This window comes from Rhizobium sp. BK602, assembly GCF_014195095.1.
In the GTDB taxonomy this organism is placed as follows: Bacteria; Pseudomonadota; Alphaproteobacteria; order Rhizobiales; family Rhizobiaceae; genus Rhizobium.
In genome coordinates this window covers 185573-205194 of record NZ_JACIBC010000007.1, presented here as the reverse complement: position 1 = coordinate 205194, position 19622 = coordinate 185573, and the positions used below count along the sequence as shown (strand labels likewise).

The 19622-nt window shown below is 62.5% G+C and carries 8 protein-coding genes; 1 reads left to right on the top strand and 7 read right to left on the bottom strand.

What is annotated here, in order from left to right:
• Positions 1 to 4: 4 nt before the first annotated feature.
• The 3 genes from FHX11_RS22705 to FHX11_RS22695 all read right to left on the bottom strand — a co-directional run bounded on the left by FHX11_RS22705 (position 5) and on the right by FHX11_RS22695 (position 5226).
• Positions 5 to 826 carry an MBL fold metallo-hydrolase gene (locus tag FHX11_RS22705; protein WP_184361176.1) on the bottom strand — a complete coding sequence of 274 codons (822 nt, stop codon included), beginning with the start codon at positions 824 to 826 and terminating at the stop codon, positions 5 to 7.
• A gap of 84 nt (positions 827 to 910) precedes the next feature.
• Positions 911 to 4372 carry a pyruvate carboxylase gene (gene pyc, locus FHX11_RS22700; RefSeq protein ID WP_184361173.1) on the bottom strand — a complete coding sequence of 1154 codons (3462 nt, stop codon included), beginning with the start codon at positions 4370 to 4372 and terminating at the stop codon, positions 911 to 913.
• 113 nt (positions 4373 to 4485) lie between these two features.
• Entirely contained in the window at positions 4486 to 5226 is a 741-nt protein-coding gene (locus tag FHX11_RS22695; protein WP_184361170.1) for a LuxR family transcriptional regulator, read from the bottom strand.
• Between the two features lie 363 nt (positions 5227 to 5589).
• Here FHX11_RS22695 and FHX11_RS22690 point away from each other — a divergent pair, with 363 nt between their 5' ends.
• Complete coding sequence (locus FHX11_RS22690) at positions 5590 to 7359, top strand: glucan ABC transporter ATP-binding protein/ permease (protein WP_184361167.1); 1770 nt, start codon at positions 5590 to 5592, stop codon at positions 7357 to 7359.
• Positions 7360 to 7449: 90 nt separating this feature from the next.
• Here FHX11_RS22690 and FHX11_RS22685 read toward each other — a convergent pair whose 3' ends face one another.
• The 4 genes from FHX11_RS22685 to FHX11_RS22670 form a co-directional block, all read right to left on the bottom strand.
• Positions 7450 to 7980, bottom strand: a complete 531-nt coding sequence (locus tag FHX11_RS22685; protein WP_184361164.1) for an AAA family ATPase — start codon at positions 7978 to 7980, stop codon at positions 7450 to 7452.
• Positions 7981 to 8210: 230 nt separating this feature from the next.
• A complete protein-coding gene (locus FHX11_RS22680; protein WP_184361161.1) occupies positions 8211 to 9302 on the bottom strand; it encodes a porin in 1092 nt (363 codons plus the stop codon).
• A 345-nt stretch (positions 9303 to 9647) separates the two neighbouring features.
• Positions 9648 to 10862: an OpgC domain-containing protein gene (gene opgC, locus FHX11_RS22675; RefSeq protein ID WP_184361158.1), complete on the bottom strand. Its 1215-nt coding sequence runs from the start codon at positions 10860 to 10862 to the stop codon at positions 9648 to 9650.
• Positions 10863 to 10955: 93 nt separating this feature from the next.
• Positions 10956 to 19469, bottom strand: coding sequence for a glucoamylase family protein (locus FHX11_RS22670; RefSeq protein WP_184361155.1), 8514 nt, complete (start codon positions 19467 to 19469; stop codon positions 10956 to 10958).
• Positions 19470 to 19622: the final 153 nt, after the last annotated feature.

The window sequence follows — 19622 nt, the reverse complement described above, 5'->3', positions numbered from 1 at the left end:
CGCCTTATGCCGGCACGATCCGGTAGGCCTCGGAGACCCGTTCGACGCGGCCGAAGCCGGTAATATGGCCGCCGGCGACGGTCCAGCCTTCGCTGGCGGCTTCCTCCAAGATGGCCCGGCGGGTCCGCGCTGCCATTTCGGCATCGAGATCGAAGACCAGACCGATCTTCGGATCGCCGGGCTGAAGGTCGCCGAGATGCAGGGCATCGCCCCAGATGAGGAGGCTCTCTTTCTCGCCGCGCACCAGATAGCCGGAATGACCGGGCGTATGCCCCGGCAATGAACGCGCCTCGATGCCGGCGAATACGGGGCCTTCGCCGATCCGCCGGATGCGCGACCCATAGATGCGCTGGAGCTGCTCGGCGATGGCAAAACCGCTGCGCCGTGCTTCCGGTATCGTCTGCCGGGCGGCGGGGTCGGTGAAAAAGGCGAAATCACGCTCCGGCACGAAGACCTCGGCATTGGGGAAATAGGGGGCGTCTCCATCGAACAGGCCGAGGGCATGATCGCCATGGATATGGGTGAGCAATATGCGCCGGATCTGGTTCGGGGTCATACCGGCCTCCAGCAGAGCCGATCGCGCATGGCCATATTTCGGCCCCCATGACGTCCCGGTACCGGCATCCACCAGGGTAATGCCGTCGCCGTCGCGCAGCGCGAAACAGTTGACATCCACCTGCAGCGTCGGCCTGCCCCAGGTCTCGATCGCGCGCTGCCGGGCGGCGTCACCATCCGCATGGACCAGCACCTCGGCCGGCGCCTCGAAGAGGCCGTCGCGCAGGAGGATAACGTCATATTGCCCGAAGCGGCGGAAACTGCCGGTCATGGATGCACCCTCATCTCTGCTTCCAAAATCGAGAAAGGGGCAGGCTCCGCGAGCCCGCCCCTCCTCTTGTAGCGTTCGGGACGATCAGGCCCCGTAGACGACCAGCAGGTCCTTGGCGTCGATCTGGTCGCCGGCGCGGACGAGGACTTCGGCGACCGTGCCGTCCTTTTCCGCGTGCAGCGCCGTTTCCATCTTCATGGCTTCGATGGAAACCAGCACGTCGCCGGCCTTGATCGCCTGGCCGGGCGTAACGAAGACGCTGGAGATGACGCCCGGCATCGGCGCGCCGACATGGGCGGCATTGCCGGTCTCGACCTTGCGGCGCACCGCGCTGCCGGAAGCGCCATGGGCGCGATCCGGCACCTTGATGCGGCGCGGCTGGCCGTTGAGCTCGAAGAATACCGTCACCATGCCCTTGTCGTCGGTCGCCGTCATCGCCTGGTTGACCACGACCAGCGTCTTGCCGCGCTCGATCTCGGCAAACAGCTCATCACCTTCCTTGAGACCGTAGAAGTAGGAGGGTGTCGGCAGCACCGAGACCGGGCCATAGGTATCGGCGGCCAGCGCATAGTCGGTGAAGACCTTAGGATACATCAGATAGGAGGCGAATTCGAAATCGTCGACCTTGCGCTCCAGCTTGGTCTCGATGACCTTGCGCTCCGCATCGAGATCGGCCTCCGCCAGCAGCGAGCCGGGACGTACGGTGTAGGGCTTGTCGCCCTTCAGCGCCTTCTTCTGCAGGGCTTCCGGCCATCCGGACGGCGGCTGGCCGAGATCGCCCTTCAGCATGGAAACCACCGATTCCGGGAAGGAGACTTCGCGGTCCGGGCTGACGACGTCGGAGACGGTCAGGTCCTGCGAAACCATCATCAGCGCCATGTCGCCCACCACCTTGGAGGACGGCGTCACCTTGACGATGTCGCCGAACATCTGGTTGGCATCGGCATAGGCCTGGGCCACCTCATGCCAGCGGGTCTCGAGGCCGAGCGAACGCGCCTGTTCCTTGAGGTTGGTGAACTGGCCGCCCGGCATCTCGTGCAGGTAGACTTCCGAGGCCGGACCCTTGAGGTCGCTTTCGAAGGCGGCATACTGATGGCGCACGGCCTCCCAGTAGAAGGAGATGCGGCGGATCCATTCGGGATCGAGGCCCGGATCGCGCTCCGTGCCCTTCAAGGCTTCGACGATCGAGCCGAGGCAGGGCTGCGACGTATTGCCGGAGAGCGCATCCATGGCCGCATCGACCGCGTCGACGCCGGCATCGACGGCCGCCAGCACCGTGGCGGCGGCAATGCCCGAGGTGTCATGCGTGTGGAAATGGATCGGCAGGCCGGTCGCCTCGCGCAGCGCCTTGAACAGCACCTTGGCGGCGGCGGGCTTCAACAGGCCGGCCATGTCCTTCAGCGCGATGATATGGGCGCCGGCCTTTTCCAGCTCGACGGCGAGGTCGGTATAATATTTCAGATCGTATTTCGGACGGGCGGAATTGAGGATATCGCCCGTGTAGCAGATCGCCGCCTCGCAGAGCTTGTTCTCCTCGGCAATGGCATCCATCGACACGCGCATGTTCTCGACCCAGTTCAGGCAGTCGAAGACGCGGAAGAGGTCGATGCCGCCCTTGGCCGCCTGGCGGACGAAATACTTGACGACATTGTCGGGGTAGTTGGTGTAGCCGACGCCGTTGGCGCCGCGCAGCAGCATCTGCAGCAAAAGGTTTGGCGCGCCCTCGCGGATCAGTGACAGGCGCTCCCACGGATCTTCGGTCAGGAAGCGCATGGAGACGTCGAAGGTGGCGCCGCCCCAGCATTCCAGTGACAGGAGCTGCGGCAGGGCGCGCGCATAGGTGCCGGCGACGCGGGCAATGTCGAAAGTGCGCATGCGGGTGGCGAGCAGTGACTGATGGCCGTCGCGCATCGTCGTGTCGGTCACAAGCACGCGCTTCTCATTGCGCATCCACTCGGCGAATTTCTGCGGGCCGAGCTTGTCCAGGCGCTGCTTGCTGCCGTCCGGTATCTTGCCGTCGATATAGGGCAATACCGGTTCGGCCGCCTTCGGCGACGGCGCCGGCCGGCCGCGAGCCTCCGGATGGCCGTTGACGGTGACGTCGGCGAGATAGGTGAGCAGCTTGGTGGCGCGGTCCTGGCGCTTGACCTGCTGGAACAGCTCCGGCGTCGTGTCGATGAAGCGCGTCGTATAGCTGTTGTCGCGGAATTTCGGATGGGTGATGATCGCTTCGAGGAAGGTCAGATTCGTCGCCACGCCGCGGATGCGGAATTCGCGCAGCGCGCGGTCCATGCGGCTGATGGCTTCGGCCGGTGTCGAGGCCCATGCCGTCACCTTGACCAGCAGCGGATCGTAGAAGCGGGTGATGATGGCGCCGGAATAGGCGGTGCCGCCATCGAGACGGATGCCGAAGCCGGCGGCCGAGCGATAGGCGGTGATGCGGCCATAGTCCGGAATGAAATTATGCTCGGGGTCCTCGGTGGTCACGCGGCATTGCAGGGCATGGCCGTTGAGGCGGATATCCTGCTGCTTCGGCACGCCCGATTCCGGCGTGCCGATGGCAAAGCCGTCGAGGATATGGATCTGCGCCTTGACGATATCGATGCCGGTAACGACTTCGGTCACCGTATGCTCGACCTGGATGCGCGGATTGACCTCGATGAAGTAGAATTTGCCGGTATCGGCATCCATCAGATATTCGACCGTGCCGGCGCCGATGTAATTGGTCGCCTTGGCGATCTTCAACGAATAGGCGGCCAGTTCCTGGCGCTGCGCATCGGAAAGATAGGGCGCCGGCGCGCGCTCGACGACCTTCTGGTTGCGGCGCTGGACCGAACAGTCGCGCTCGAACAGATGCACGACATTGCCATGCGTGTCACCGAGGATCTGGCTTTCGACGTGGCGGGCGCGCTCGACGAGCTTTTCGAGATAGACCTCGTCCTTGCCGAAGGCGGCCTTCGCCTCGCGCTTGGCTTCCGTCACTTCCTTGGCGAGATCGGCCTCGGAGCGGATGACGCGCATGCCGCGGCCGCCGCCGCCCCAGGAGGCCTTGAGCATGACCGGATAGCCGATCTCGGCCGCCATCTTAGCGACCTCGGTCATATCCTCCGGCAGCGGCTCGGTGGCCGGCACGACGGGCACGCCGACCGAAATCGCCAGATTGCGGGCCGCGACCTTGTTGCCGAGCTGGCGCATCGTATCGGCCTTCGGACCGATGAAGATGATGCCGGCAGCATCGCAGGCATCGACGAATTCCGGGCTCTCCGACAGGAGGCCGTAGCCGGGATGGATGGCATCGGCGCCCGACAGCTTGGCGACGCGGATGATCTCGTCGATCGACAGATAGCTTTCGATCGGACCGAGGTCGCGGGCAAGATGCGGACCGCGGCCGACCTGATAGCTCTCGTCCGCCTTGAAGCGGTGCAATGCCAGCTTGTCTTCCTCAGCCCAGATGGCGACTGTTTTTATCCCGAGCTCATTGGCGGCGCGAAACACGCGGATGGCAATTTCGGAACGGTTGGCAACCAGGATCTTGGAAATGGGCAATGCAGTCTCCTCACGGCATCGAAACGGGCAATGCTGCACCCGCGAAGAAAATCCTTAACTTCTTGTCACGAGAAGTTCAATTTCCCCCGGCGTCGGAAACCAAAATAGTTGCGTCATGGAACAAGCCCGTTTCTGAAAGCAATCGCGACGATATGCTGGCGATTGCGGGCATTCAGCTTGTCCTGGATACTGTTCATATACCAATCGACGGTGTGGTTTGAAATCTTCAGCCTACGGCTGATATCCATCGAGGTCATGCCCTCCGACAGATGATTGAGCACCTCTATCTCGCGCCGGGTCAGCTTGGCCTGGACCGCCGGGGCGTCTTCCAGCGGCTGGGCCTCGTCCCGCAATTCCAGAAGCTTCCAGAAGGTCTTTTTGGCCACGGCATCGAAAAGGGAGAGCTCGACCGGCGACAGATCGATCGCGTTGCCGCCGATCGTCATCGTGCCCAGCAGGCCGTTGCGCCCATGGATCGGGAAGATGTAGCCATCGACGAGCCCATTGGCGCGGGCATCGTCCATCATCTGCTCCATGCGCCGCCGCATCGGATCATTCTTCAACGCCGACATGGCATCGCTCCAGCGGAAAGGCCGCTGCGCCTGTCCCAGATAGCGAACGGTCGGATCGGACAGCACATATTTCTTCGAGACATAGGTCAGCGGCCATTTGTCCGGCCAGTGCCCGGCAAGCATGAGACTGAGCAGATCGCCCGCCGGCCGTGGATGCTTCAGCACCCCATAGAAATCGAACTTGTAGGAACGCAGCACCACTTCCAGTTCGGTTACGACATTGTCGGCGTGCTTGCATTCCTCGATGATCACAAGCAATTGTATTAACGAGTGAATATTCACATATACCCCCCGGCCCGAAGGCCTGGTTGTTCGTCAGGATACGGTCATGGACGTCACCCTGCCTCCGCGGCGGCGGGTGGCAGGCAAACTCCGGCCAATCGAAAATTGAACGTCAGCGGCGAAAAATTCGAATGGCAACCGTGAATAGCAACCACTTTGCACCCCGGCAATGCTGTTGGAAAATAAGTATTCTAAATTTATCACATTTCACAAGCACCGGCCGAATCCGGTTTGCGGCGGTGCGGAAATGCCACGAAAATCCCTGGAAAAGGCCGCGCCGGATTCCGTTAATCGCCGGTTCAGGTAGCAATCTGTAGCATCCGGGTCATTCCGAAATCTGCTGATGCACAGAGGGTGCCAGACGTGTCGCTGTTCAAAGTCTATGCAAGAGCCCTGAAGTATCTTGGCGCGTATCGCTATCGCGTTTGGATGGTTGTCATCGCAAACGTCGCACTGGCGATGGCCACCATTTACGAGCCGGTTCTGTTCGGCCGCATCTTCGACGCCATTGCCAAGAAAGAGGCCGTGACGCCGACCATGATGCTGTGGGCCGGCTTTGCCGTCTTCAGCGCGGTCGCGTTCATCGTCGTCTCCCGCGAGGCCGACCGCCTCGCGCATGGCCGCCGCGCATCGCTGCTGACGGAAGCCTTCGGCCGCATCATTTCCATGCCCCTGTCCTGGCATAGCCAGCGCGGCACCGCCAGCGCGCTGAACACGCTGCTGCGCGCCTGCGAAGCCCTGTTCGGCCTGTGGCTGGAATTCATGCGCAACCATCTGGCGACGGCCGTGGCCCTCGTCGTGATGATCCCGACCGCCATGTCGATGGACCTGCGCCTGTCGGCCGTTCTCATCCTGCTCGGCGTCTTCTACTGGATCATCGGCCAGCTGGTCATGAGCCGCACCAAGGATGGCCAGACCTCGGTCGAAAGCCACTACAACACCGTCTTCTCGCATGTCAGCGACTCGATCAGCAACGTCTCGGTGCTGCATAGCTACAACCGCATCGAAGCCGAGACCAAGGCGCTCAAGTCCTTCACGGAACGCCTGCTGGCCGCGCAGTATCCAGTGCTCGACTGGTGGGCCTTTGCCGGCGCGCTGAACCGTACGGCCTCGACCGTCGCGATGATGGCGATCCTGATGATCGGCACCGTGCTCGTCCAGGCCGGCAGCCTGAGCCTCGGCGCGCTCATCACCTTCATCGCCTTCGCCAACGTGCTGATCGGCCGCCTGGAGCAGCTGCGCAACTTCGCCAACCAGATCTTCGAGGCCCGCGCCAAGCTGGAAGACTTCTACACGCTGGAAGATTCCGTCCGCGACCGCGAAGAGCCGGCCGGTCTTGCCGAGATCAAGGACGTCAAGGGTGAAGTCGAGTTCCGCAACGTCTCCTTCGGCTTCGCCAACAGCGCCCAGGGCCTGCACGACATCTCCTTCAAGGTGAAGGCCGGCCAGACCGTCGCCATCGTCGGCCCGACCGGCGCCGGCAAGACGACGCTCGTCAACCTGCTGCAGCGCGTGTTCGATCCGCAGCAGGGCCAGATCCTCGTCGACGGCAACGACATCACCAAGGTGACGCGCAAGTCGCTGCGCCGCTACATCGCCACCGTCTTCCAGGATGCCGGCCTGCTGAATCGCTCGATCAGCGACAACATCCGTCTCGGCCGCGAGGGTGCGACCGAAGAGGAAATGGTGCGTGCCGCACAGGCCGCCGCCGCCAACGACTTCATCGAGAATCGTGAAAGCGGCTACGAGACCCGTGTCGGCGAACGCGGCAACAAGCTCTCCGGTGGCGAGCGCCAGCGTATCGCGATTGCCCGCGCCATCCTCAAGGACGCACCGATCCTGGTGCTCGACGAGGCCACGAGCGCGCTCGACGTGGAGACCGAAAACCGCGTCAAGGCGGCGATCGACAATCTCCGGCAGAATCGCACGACCTTCATCATCGCGCACCGCCTGTCGACGGTACGCGAGGCCGATATCGTCCTCTTCCTCGATAACGGCCGCATCATCGAGAACGGCAGCTTCAACGAGCTCAGCCAGAGCAACGGCCGTTTCGCCGCCCTGCTGCGCGCCAGCGGTATCCTGACGGACGAGGAAGTCCGCAAGGCCCATACCACGGAACACGAAGCCGCCTGATCTTTCGAACGGGGCCCAAAAATCGAAACCGGGGGAGCATTGCTCCTCCGGTTTTTTGTGGCCGTCCGGTCTAAAACATCGCGATGCGCTTTAGGCAACCGCTCCGCATTTCGATAGAATAGCGTCGACAACGCGGGCGAGCGGCGCGGTGGCGTCGATGGTCGTCGCGTTGCTGGGAATGTCCTCTTTCGTTGCGTGCGATCGCAAAACCACGTCTCGTTCGGCCGGTTTCCCGCCGAACTCGTCGTCGGCTCTGCCGGCGAGCCGCCTTTTCAAGGTATCCAGGTCGACATCGAGAACGAAGACGCCATCGAACAGATCGATAAACTGATGGAAATTCCTTGAGCCACCGCAGAAGAAGGAGATCGGGTGACCTCGATCGGCGACCAGGGCTTTGACTTTGTCGACATTCCACACATAGTGCCTGTGCCGGAACACCACATCCGGAATGTTCTGCTGACGCGCTGAGCCATCCAGAGGTTCTCCCGTCCGAGGGTCTCCTTGATAAGCCAGCTCACGGTCGCCGTGGATGACGTGATAACCGCGCCGCTGCAGTTCCGTGGCAACCGAGGTCTTGCCAGTCCCCGAAACGCCTTCGATCAAATAATTCCTGACGCCCATTCCGCTCTCTCGATGAACCGCATGCTTTTGGCCCGTAAAACCTGCGGGCAGAATACACGCCCTGAACCAAAAACAAGAAAGACCCGGCAGGGAAAACCGGGCCTTTCTCCATCTCTGATCGGAGGTCAAGTCGGTATAGCGCCCGCGGAGTCATGACGGGCGCCAAACCGGCGTCAACGGGTTATGACTGACGTCAAACCCGTTATGACTGACGTCAAACGGGGATCAGATCAGAACTTGCGTTCGAAGCGCAGCACACCGGCCCACTGGTCGGTGTTTGCCGCATCCCAATTGGTGTAGGACACTTCCGGCTCGACCAGCAGATCCTTGACCGGGCGCCAGGCGACGTTGGCGGTGGCGGCGAAGATCTTCGTATCGGTGTAGGCGACCTGGGCATTGGCCTGCAGCTTCGGCGTCAGCTGGTAGCTGGCGCCTGTCCAGAAGGCCCAGTCGCCCCAGCCGCAATCAGCGCCATCGGTCGGGCATGCCGCGCGATTGCCATTCAGGTAGGAGCCGGCATACTTGTTGAGCTTGTCGCCATCCGTATTCCAGCCGCCCATCAGGAAGGCCTTGAAGTCGCCGAAATCGGCGTCGATGCGCGCCTTGATCGCGCCTTCCTCGACAATGCTGTCATAGCCGCCGATGACGCGAAGGGTCCATGCACCCGTCTTGTAGCCGGCGCCGAGAACGACGTCCGGAGCGTAGTGGTTGCCCTTGCCGGTCTGCCATGCGCCGCCATAGGACGAGGTGTCGCTCGAGGAGTTGGAATCTTCCAGCGAGATCACCGCCGTGAAGCCGTTGCCGGCATCGTACTTGTAGGTGAGCTGGTTGAGTTCCTTCGGGCCGTCATAGATGACGTCATCGTTGATGACGTTGCCGGCATAGCCCATGTAGGAATTATACTGCGAATCCGCCTTGCCGACCAGGAAGCCGCCGAGGCTGATATTGGCCCAGAGCAGCTTGGTGCTGGTCGTGTTGCCGTCGTTCCAGTCCCAGCGAACGACCGTGTTGGTCTTCAGCGGGCCGTATTCGGTATCCGTCGCGGTATCGACGCTCAGTTCCGCGCGGGTGTGCCAGAGCGTGCCGTTCTTGCTGTTGGCGTTGTAGGCATCATACCATTCGCCTTCGGTGCGAACGCGGCCGCCGACCTTCAGGCAGGTCTCCGTGCCGGGAATGAAGAAGTAACCGGCGCCGTAGGCGTCGCAGATGCGCACATATTCAAGCGGTTCCGGCTCGGCGGCCACGATGGCGTCAGCCGCCTGCGCTCCCGAGACGGCGGCGAGCGCTGCGGCCGAACCGAGAAGAAGACTTCTGATATTCATAGATCACTCCAATCCAGTATCGATTGGGCATGAGTTATCGCGCCGAGAAATCGACGTTCCCTACCCCATTCCCGTTTTGACAATCCCCACGATTGCGTCATGCACCCGTTCGGGCGCGTATGGCGCCGGGGTGGCGACACTCCCCGAGCGCCGTCACGGGCAGGATGTAAGGATTTACATTTTGCACAACAAGATTTTGGGCAATGAAATATCGAGCGCGGCACATCGAAACGATGCCGCGTTGCAAAAACATCACGTCACACGTCCTTCACGAAAATATCGTGAAGGAATTAGCCATCTGAATCAAAGGATTATGAATTTCGACCTCGCATGACCGGCCGGCGATCACGGGTGCCGCTGCACCCGCACCGGCGAAGCGAGCCGCCTCACTGGCGTGGCCATGGGACGATTGCCGGCCGAATCCAGCCGCCGGTGCTCGAGATAATAGGCATAGGCGAATTGCGCGACGATGCCGACAAGCACATAGGCACCGCCAACGGCTGGGTCCTTTTCCGTGACGTAGAGGATGACCTGGCCGGCCATGGCGAGGATCGTACCGGCCACGAAGATGCTCAGGGAATGGCGCCCGAAGATGGCGAGCGGATGGTTCTCCGGCCGACGCAACAGGCGCGAAACGGAGGGCATGCAGAGGATGAGATAGGCCAGCGCCAGCACATGCAGCAGCCGCGGCAGCGACAGAAAGGTCTTGTCGAAGCCGGTGATAACCGTGGGCAGGCCGAGCGCGGCAAGCTGATCGCCGAGCACCCAGAGCTTGTCGGTGACCCAGATGAAGGACAGCAGCACATAGGCAAGCGACAGCGTAAACAGGATCGGATTGTAGCCGATCCGGCCGCCGCGCTTCACATGCATGACACAGACGAAGCCGATGACGAACAGGAACTGCCAGGATAGCGGGTTCAGGAACCAGAAGCCTTCGAGCAGCGTCGTGTGCGGCGCGATCTGGTAGATGCCCGCCAGCAGCCAGACGCCGCAAGAGAGCGCCAGCAGCAGCAATGGGCTTTTCGCCTCCAGCACCAGCATCAGCGGCAGCATCAGGAACAGCGCGCCATACATCGGCAGGATATTGTTGTAGCCGATCTGATGGCCGAGCATCAGCAGGGCGGGAACGCCCTTGGCCGGGTCCATCAGCACCGCAAGAATATTCACCTCGCACAGCAGGCCGACCTGACGGAAGATCCAGGCGCCGGAGATGAACAGCACCAGCGTGATGAAGGTGGTGATCATGTGCGCGGTATAGAGTGTGAAGGCGCGCTTGACCGCCTTCCAGGCGATGGAGAGCCGGTTGCCGGGCTTGAACCGCGTGCCATAGGCAAGGCCGACGGAAATGCCGGAAATCAGGACGAAGGCTTCGGCCGCGTCGGAAAAGCCGAAATTCTTCGTCGTCAGATGTTCGAAGAATTGGCCGGGAACATGATTGATGAAGATGGTGATCAAGGCCAGGGCTCTCAGAACGTCCAGCCTGGTGTCCCGTCCCGTCGCCGCCTTCGGCACATCGATGCGGCTGGCCGAAACGGTGCCGACATTTGCCCTGGGGTTCATGAGCCCTCTCCTGTTCCGACAATCAAATGCGATCGGGGCCAAAGAGTTCCCTCTTTGGCCCCGATCGTCGATTCAAAACAGTGCACGAAAACGTTACTGTTCGATCGGATAGCCCTCTTCGGGATTAGCAAGCGCCCTATCATTCACGGAAACTGAGTATCCGCTCGCATCGGGCGCTTTTGAGACCGAAATGCGGTATTTTCCGCTCGGCAGGTCGAGGTCCGCCGCAAAGCCGTCCCAGGCCGACGGCAGTGCCGGCTTGACGTAAAGGCGGCCATTCTTGACGCGGATGCCGAGAATGCCCTCGATCGCGACGCGATAGAACCAGCCGGCCGAGCCGGTATACCAGGTCCAGCCGCCGCGGCCGGTCAGTTGCCCCTCGCCATAGACGTCGGCGGCAATGACATAGGGCTCGACGCGGTAGGTATCGGCCTGATCACGATCGCGGGCGTGATTGACAGGGTTCAGCAACTCGAAGCAATGCCAGGCATCGTCGCCGCGGTTCATCTGCGCCAGCGCCATGACGACCCAGGTAGCGGCATGCGTATATTGCCCGCCATTTTCGCGCACACCCGGCGGATAGGACTTGATATAGCCCGGATCGCGCGCCGACTTGGCAAAGGGCGGCGTAAACAGCCGGATGATCCGGTTGTCGTCGTCGACCAGCTTTTCAAGAACGGCGTTCATCGCCTTCTCGCCGCGCTCGCGGTCGCCTTCGCCGGAGAGAATGTTCCACGACTGCGCGATCGAATCGATCTGGCATTCGAAATTCTCGTTCGAGCCGAGCGGGCTGCCATCGTCGAAATAGCCGCGGCGATAATGACCGCCATCCCAGCCCGCCGTTTCCAGCGCCTTGCGCAGTTCCGGCAGATGCTTGGTCCAGCGCTCGACGCGCTCCTTGTCCCCACGCGCTTGCGCATAGGGCAGGAAGGCGGTGAGCGTGCCGGCCAGGAACCAGCCGAGCCAAACGCTTTCGCCACGACCCTGGATGCCGACGCGGTTCATGCCGTCGTTCCAGTCGCCGCCGAGGATCAGCGGCAGGCCGTTGCCGCCCTTGCGCTTGATCGCAAGATCGAGCGCGATCGCCGCATGCTCGTAGACGCTGACCTTATCCTTGGAGACGGTCGGCTGATAGAAGGCATCATGCGTGCCAGGCATCAGCGCGGCGCCCTCGACGAAGGCCAGTTCCTCGTCGAGAAGCGACTTGTCGCCCGTTACCGTGCAATATTGATCGATGGCATAGGCAAGCCAGACGACATCATCAGAGATATGCGTGCGCACGCCGGCGCCGCTGCCCGGCAGCCACCAATGCTGCACGTCGCCCTCGCGGAACTGGCGCTGTGCCGCATTCAGGATCTGCTTGCGGGCCAGGTCAGGCGCATGCATCAGGAAGGCCAGCGTATCCTGGAGCTGGTCGCGGAAGCCGAAGGCACCCGATGCCTGGTAGAAGGCGGTACGCGCCATGATGCGGCAGCCGAGGCTCTGATAGGGGAGCCAGGCATTGATCATGTTGTTCATCGCCTTGTCCGGCGTCGAGATCTGCAGGCGGCCGGTGAAGCCGTCCCAGAAGCCGCGGCTGGCGGCAAGCACGGCCTCGAAATCGGCCTTGCGGATATCGGCGACCAAGGCGCGCGCTTCTTCGATCGAGGCGGTATCGCCCATGTAGAAGCAGATTTCCTTCTCTTCGCCCGCGCCGACGGTGAGATCGAAGGCGAGCGCCGCACAGGGATCGCCATCGAGATCGGTGGAATTGGAGAGGACGGCGCCGGAAACGACGGCTTCCGGCATCTGCACCGTGCCGTGCCGGCCGATGAACTCGCGGCGGCTGGCCGAGAAGCTCGAATGCGCCTCGCTCGCCGCCATGAAGGCGATGCGCTGGGAATAATCGATGCTGTAACGGTTATTGGCAAACAGCGCGCCCGTCTCCTCGTCCAGCGACGACAGAATGAAAGGCTTGGTCTTGTACGGATTGGTGCCGAGCACCCATTCCGCATAATTGTAGAGGCGCAGACGCCGGCTACCCTTGCCCTTGTTGCTGACACGCAGGCGGAAGAGCTTCACCGGACGCTCGCGGTCGATCGTCTGCGTCAGCTCCAGCGCGATATCGTTCTCTTCGCTCGAGAAGACCGAGTAGCCGAGGCCGTGGCGGGCTTCATAGCGCACCTTCGGATTGCGCGACAGGCCGGCATAGGGCGTCATCACCGTGTTGCTGTCGAGGTCGGTCACGTAAAGCGCCTCGCCCGGACGGTTGATGACCATGTCGTTGGTCCACGGCGTCAGCTGGTAGTCGCGCGAATTGTGGCTCCAGGTGAAGCCGCCACCTTCGGCGGGCACATGGAAGCCGAAACGCTCGTTGGAGATGACGTTGATCCACGGATGCGGCGTCGACTGGCCACCGGGCAGGCGGACGACATATTCGCGGCCATCCTTGGCGAAGCCGCCATAGCCGTTCCAGAAATCGAGATCGTCCTGCGCCTCGAGAGGCGCGGCCGCAAAGACCGATTCCTGCAGCGCGGCCGGCACGATGAGACGGTTGACCGGCGCCGGCGCATCGGCGGATTGCGCGGAGGCAAACAGCGTCGCCGCGCGGGCGATCTGGTCGACGAGCTTGCCGTTGCGGGCATGGAAGATCACCCGCGATGCGGCCAGGATCTCCTGGTAGGTCTCGTTTTCGATCAAATCCTTGCGGACCGAGAAGATGTTCTGCCTGAGACCGTCGCCCTGGTTGTGACGCACATGCTCCACGAGCTTGTCCAGCTCGCGCTGCATGTCCTGAGCCTGGTCGACGGCGCGTTCGTTGACGATCACCAGATCGGCATTGATGCCGCGCGAACGCAGGTATTCCGCTGCCATCAGCGCTTCCCTGGCGATTTCGAGGTCGATATCGTCATTGATGCGCAGGGTAAAGATCGGGAAATCGCCCGAGATCGTCACCGGCCAGAGCGCCGATTGCGAATGCAGGCCGGCCTGAACGGTGGCGCTGTCGGCGCGCAGATGCATATCGGGATAGACGAGATAGCGGGCAAGCTTCTGGAAGGCCGCCGCCTGCTGCGAGGTGACGCCGACATGGCGCATCTGCATCTGCGTGCGCGTCCAGGCCTGCGTCAGCTCGACGCCGAAGGCATCCGGATTGCGGTAGCGCTCCACGGCCTTGTCGACCTCTTCGCGGTTCGGCGCGGCAATCGTCCAGAAGATGACGCTGACCTTCTTGCCGGCCGGCACGCGCACCACGCGGCGCAGCGACAGGCAGGCATCCATGGTGAAGCCGTCCGTGCCGGACAGCGTCGCGCCCGGATCGAAAGCGGCTGCTTCGGCCAGCGTGCGGCCGCGGCCGAGGAACTTGCGGCGATCGGTTTCGAATTCGGTCGGACGCTCCGACCCGGCATTGTCGACGACCAGATGGGCGACCGACATATCCGGCTCGTTAAAGTCGCGCTTGTTGCGCTCGGCGCGGATCACGTCGCCGCTGTTGCCGATCTCCGTGCGCACGAACATGCGCGTGAAGACCGGGTGGCCGGAATCGACGTCGTCGCTCGCAAGCGCCGGCTCGAGATAGGAGGTCACTTCGATGAAGCGATCCTCGGCACCCATGTTGAGCAGCGTCACGCGACGGCCTTCGGCATCGTGCTCGGTTGCGACGATGCATTCGACATCGCTGGTGAGATCGCCGACCGTCTTGCTATATTCCGCCTTTTCGTCGCTGAAGGCGACCTTGGCCTTCTCGCCTTCTATGCTGCGCGGCTCCGCGGTCGCCGACCACCACTGGCCGGAGGCGGTGTCGCGCAGGAAGATGAAGGTGCCCCAGCGGTCTTCCGTCGGGTCGGCGCGCCAGCGCGAGACCGTCAGGCCGTTCCAGCGCGAATAGCCGGCGCCGGTCGCCGTCAGCATGACCGAATAATGGCCGTTGGAGAGGAAGGCGAGCTCGCGATCCTGCGTCGCCGGATCGGTGATCTTGCGGATCTCCGGACGCAGCATGTCTTCCTGGATATTGGCCGGCTGGTCGCTCTCGTGCTTGGCGGCCATGACCGGAATATCGCGCGGCGCCTTTTCCTGCAGCAGCAGTTCGGCCGCTTCGATCACCGGATCGGCATGGAAGAGCTCGCGCAGGCGGCCGTTGAAGGCGACGTTGGCGATCGCGGCGATCGACATGCCGTGATGGTGGGCATAGTAGTTGTAGACCACCGCGCACTTCTTGCCTTCCGGAACGCGGGTCGGCGTGAAGTCGACCGCGTCATGGAAGCCGTAGATGCCGAGTGCGCCAACCTTGCGCAACTTCTGCAGGTTTTCCAGCGCCGCGGCCGGACGATACTGGCTGGCCAGGATCGAGGCATAGGGCGCGATGACGGCGTTCTGGCCGAGACCACGCTTGAGGCCGAGGGAGGGCACGCCGAAATTGGTGTACTGGTAGTGCATGTAGTGGTCGCGGGCGTTGAAGGCCGCTTCCGAAATGCCCCAGGGAATATCGGAACCAAGACGCTTGGCGTAGTTCATCTGCTCCTGCACGACCAGATTGTTCGTCTGGTTGAGGATACCGCCCTGGCGCTCCTGCATGACGAGCGGCGGCATCAGATATTCGAACATCGAACCCGACCAGGAGACCAGCGCCCCGCGCGAGCCGACGGGCACGACCTGACGGCCGAGGCGATACCAGTGCTCGGTCGGCAGATCGCCCTTGGCGATGGCGAACAGGCTGGTCAGGCGGGCTTCGGAAGCCAAGAGGTCGTAGCAGGCGGCATCGAGCTCGTTGGTTTCCACGCGGAAGCCGATCGATAGCAGGCGCCGTTCCGGACGATAGAGGAAGCCGAACTCCATCCCGAAGGCGATCTTGCGCATGCGGTCACGCAGCTTGGCGAGCCTCTGGCGCAGCGCGTCGACATTGGCGAGATCAAAGACGCTGTCGGCAATGTGGCCTTCGCAGACCTTCACCAGCGATTGCGACCAGGTCAGCACCTCGCCGCTCTGCGGCGACTTGACCTCATGGTCGAGATTGGCGGCGAGCTTCTGGATATCATGCGCCAGGACCGAGAGATTGATGATGCGGATCGAGGCGAATTCATGCTCGCGCTTGACCGCGGCGAGCGCATTCTGGAAGCCGACGATGCGCTCTTCCAGGCGATGGCGCAGCGGACGCACCGTCTTGCGGTCGTCGGGGAGCTCGGCCAGTATTTCGGCGAGAATCCCGGCAACGTCGCCGATACCGTCGAGATTGCCCTGCATATGCGCGGAAGGCGCTTCCGCCCAGATGCGGCAGGCCGAGGAGACGGCAATCAGGTGACCGGCGAAATTGCCGCTGTCAACCGCCGAAACATAGCGCGCGCCCATCGGCTTCAGCGTGTCGGTATGATACCAGTTGCACAGATGGCCGCGGAACTTCTCAAGCTTTTCGACCGTCGCCATGGTCTTTTCCATGCGGTCGATGGTCTCCTCGAAGGAAATCCAGCCGAAGTGGCGGGCGGAAATGACCGACAGCAGGTAGACGCCGATATTGGTCGGCGAGGTGCGCGACGCCACCACCGCATTCGGGGTCTGCTGCACGTTGTCCGGCGGCAGGTGGTTCTGCTGCTCGACCACGAAGGTATCGAAATAGCGCCAGGTGCGCCGCGCGATCTTGCGCAGTTCGGCCGAGACGCTTTCCGGCACTTCGAGCTTGTCCTCGGTTTCCGCCGTCTGGCTGACATACCAGGCGATCGCCGGCGACAGAACCCAGAGCAGCGCGAAGGGAATGCCGACGAGGAAGGCATTGTCGCCCGACAGCGATGCGAAGGCGAGCGCCAGCAGCGCCAGAACCGGCGCATGCCACATGACGCGGTAATGGCCGAGGATGGTGGTCTGGGCAGCCGCCTGGGCGCTGGCGGCCGTGCGCCATTGCAGCATCAGCTTGCGGCTGACGAAGGCGCGATAAAGCGAGCGGGCGATGGCGTCGGCCATGATGCAGGCGCCGTCGGCGATGAAGACGATGCGCAGCGCGACCTGCGCATTGGCGGCACGGATATCCGTCCAGACCGTATAGAGATGGGCGCGGGCGACGATATCGCTGGTGCGCGGGATGATGCCGTTGATCAGCGACAGGGTCGGCGCCACGAACAGGCAGAAGATCAGCAGGATCTGCCAGATGAGGGCGGCGAGCGGCCCCATGAAATACCAGCCGAGGACGGAGGCGAAGAACCAGGCGATCGGCGTCAGCGAACGACGCAGATTGTCCATCATCTTCCAGCGGCCGAGGCCGGTGACGCCGCGCTTCGGATTGAAGATATAGGGCAGGAGCTGCCAGTCGCCACGGGCCCAGCGATGCTGGCGCGACACTTCCACCTCGTAGCGGATCGGGAAATCTTCCACGAGCTCGCAATCGGTCACCAGCGCGCAACGCGCCATCGAGCCTTCGAGCAGGTCGTGGCTGAGAACCGCATTCTCGTCGATCTTACCCTTCAGCGACGCCTCGAAGGCGTCGACGTGATAGAGGCCCTTGCCGGTGAAGGTGCCTTCTTCCACCAGGTCCTGATAGACGTCGGAGACGGCGAAGACATAAGGGTCGAGACCACGATTGACCGAGAAGACACGCTGGAACACCGAGGCGTCCTTGCCGGTCGTCAGCGACGGGGTGACGCGCGGCTGCAGAACGCCGTAACCGCGCACGACGCGCTTGGCTTCGGCATCGAAGACCGGGCGGTTGATCGGGTGATGCAGCTTGCCGACAAGCTTCGTCACCGTGTCGCGCACGAGACGCGTATCGGAATCGAGCGTCATGACATACTGCACGTCCTTCGGCACGGTATTGGCACCGGGCAGGAAAGTCGTGTCGCGGTCGCCGCGCAGCAGCAGGTTCAGCTCATGCAGCTTGCCGCGCTTGCGCTCCCAGCCCATCCAGGCGCCTTCGGCCGGATTGTAGAGGCGGCGACGGTGCAGCAGATAGAAGCGCTGGACGCCATCCTCGTCATAGCGGGCCGCCAGATTGGCGACTTCGCGGCGGGCATAATCGAGGATCTCCAGATCGCGCTCGTTCTCTTCCTCCTGGCTGTCCGGCCAGTCGCTAAGCAGCGCGTAGTAGATTTCGCCGCCCGGATTGGCGAGGTAATGGACCTCAAGATTGCGCACGAGTTCGTCGACGCTGTCGCGATTGCCGATCAGGGTCGGCACGACGACCAGCGTGCGCGCTTCCTCGGGAATGCCTTCCTTGAACTCGTAGCCGACCAGACGCGCCGGCGTCAGGTACATGGTGACGAAGAAGTTGAAGAGACCCGTGGCGCCCTCCGACGCCGGCAGCGAGAACATCAGCAGCAGGATCAGGGTTTCGGCCCAGCCCATGCCGGCCTGGATCATGAAATAGCCGACCACGGCGAGCGCCAGCACGGTCAGCAACAGCACCGGGGCTGCAATCGACAGCCAGTTGAGCTTGCGCCACTGGCGCACGAAGCTGACCGACAGCGGCGCGCGGTAACCGATCGCCTTTTCCAGCTTCTCGGTCTGCTGGCCCATGATGAAATCGCCGATATTGGGCTCGCGCGCTTGCGCCTCGCCCGAAGCCTTGGCGGCCTCAGTCATCGCCATGGCGACCTGGGCGATCTCCATTTCGGTCTTTTCGGAACGGCGGGCGAGCTTTTCGATGCGGCGGCGATAGCTGTTGCGCGAGCCGGGATCGAGCTTGGCATAGTCGGTCTCGTCCCAGAGCAGCTTGTCGACGGCGCTGACCTCCTCGACCCAGACCGACCAGTCGGTGTCGTCGATGAGGCGCAGGCTCTTGATAATGTTGCCCATCGTCACATTGCCGGACGACAAGCGGTTATGCTCGGCCATCATGACGCTTTCGGCGTCGGTGCCGGCCTCGGCCAGGCGCTTTTCCATCCAGGTGATGGCAAGACCCGACGTATGCGAGCCGTCGCGCAGGCGATAGAGGAACTGCGTCGCGAAGGTATTGTCCGAGGTATAGGGCTCGAGCGTCTTCAGGAATTCGGCGACCTTGGCGTCGTCATTGAGACGGATCAGCTCGTCGACGGCCTCGTTGGCCTTCTTGCGCGTGATGCGGCTTTGCTCGACCCGGCTGGAGATGCGGCGCAGATTGTCGACCAGGATATAGCGCACCAGCGAGGGAACGGCCCAGAGCTCGCCGATCTTCAGCATGTCCTGCGACTGGAAGCCCTCCACCAGCGCCAGCAGGCCCTGGTTCGACACGGTGCTGTGCGTATGGGCGACATAGAGCCAGGCAAGCGCCATGGTGCGCGGCATCACCATGCCGTCGATGGTGATCTTCTGCAGCTGGTCGTAGAACTTCTTCGGGAAGTCGCGGCGAACCTCCTGGATGGCTTCTTCGATGATATAGTGATTGTCGAGCAGCCATTCCGCGGCCGGCGTGATCGATTCGCCCGCATCGACATCGGCATTGGCCGAACGATAGACCCGCAGGATCTCCTTCTCGTTCTCCTTGTGGCGCGCGAAGAAGTCGAAGGGCTGGAAGCCCGGCAGCTTGGTCTTGGCGCCGTTGCGGGCGAAATTCGCGCCGCATTCCCGGATTTGCTCGCTGGAGAAATAGGTCGCCCGGATCGAATCATTATGATCGATCTGCTTGGCTTCAGATTCGCGCTGCGCAACGGTGGAGAGATTTTGAGACGTCATGGATTCGGGTTCTGGGTCCAAACAGAGTGACAGGCATTGTCGCCTTTATCGTTTTTGCCCTGCCCGACACAACCATTCACACATGTGGACCCTTTTGCTTCGCTTCCCGGCGCGCGAAGGGGGTGAACTCGAAGTGGCGGCTTAGAACAAAGG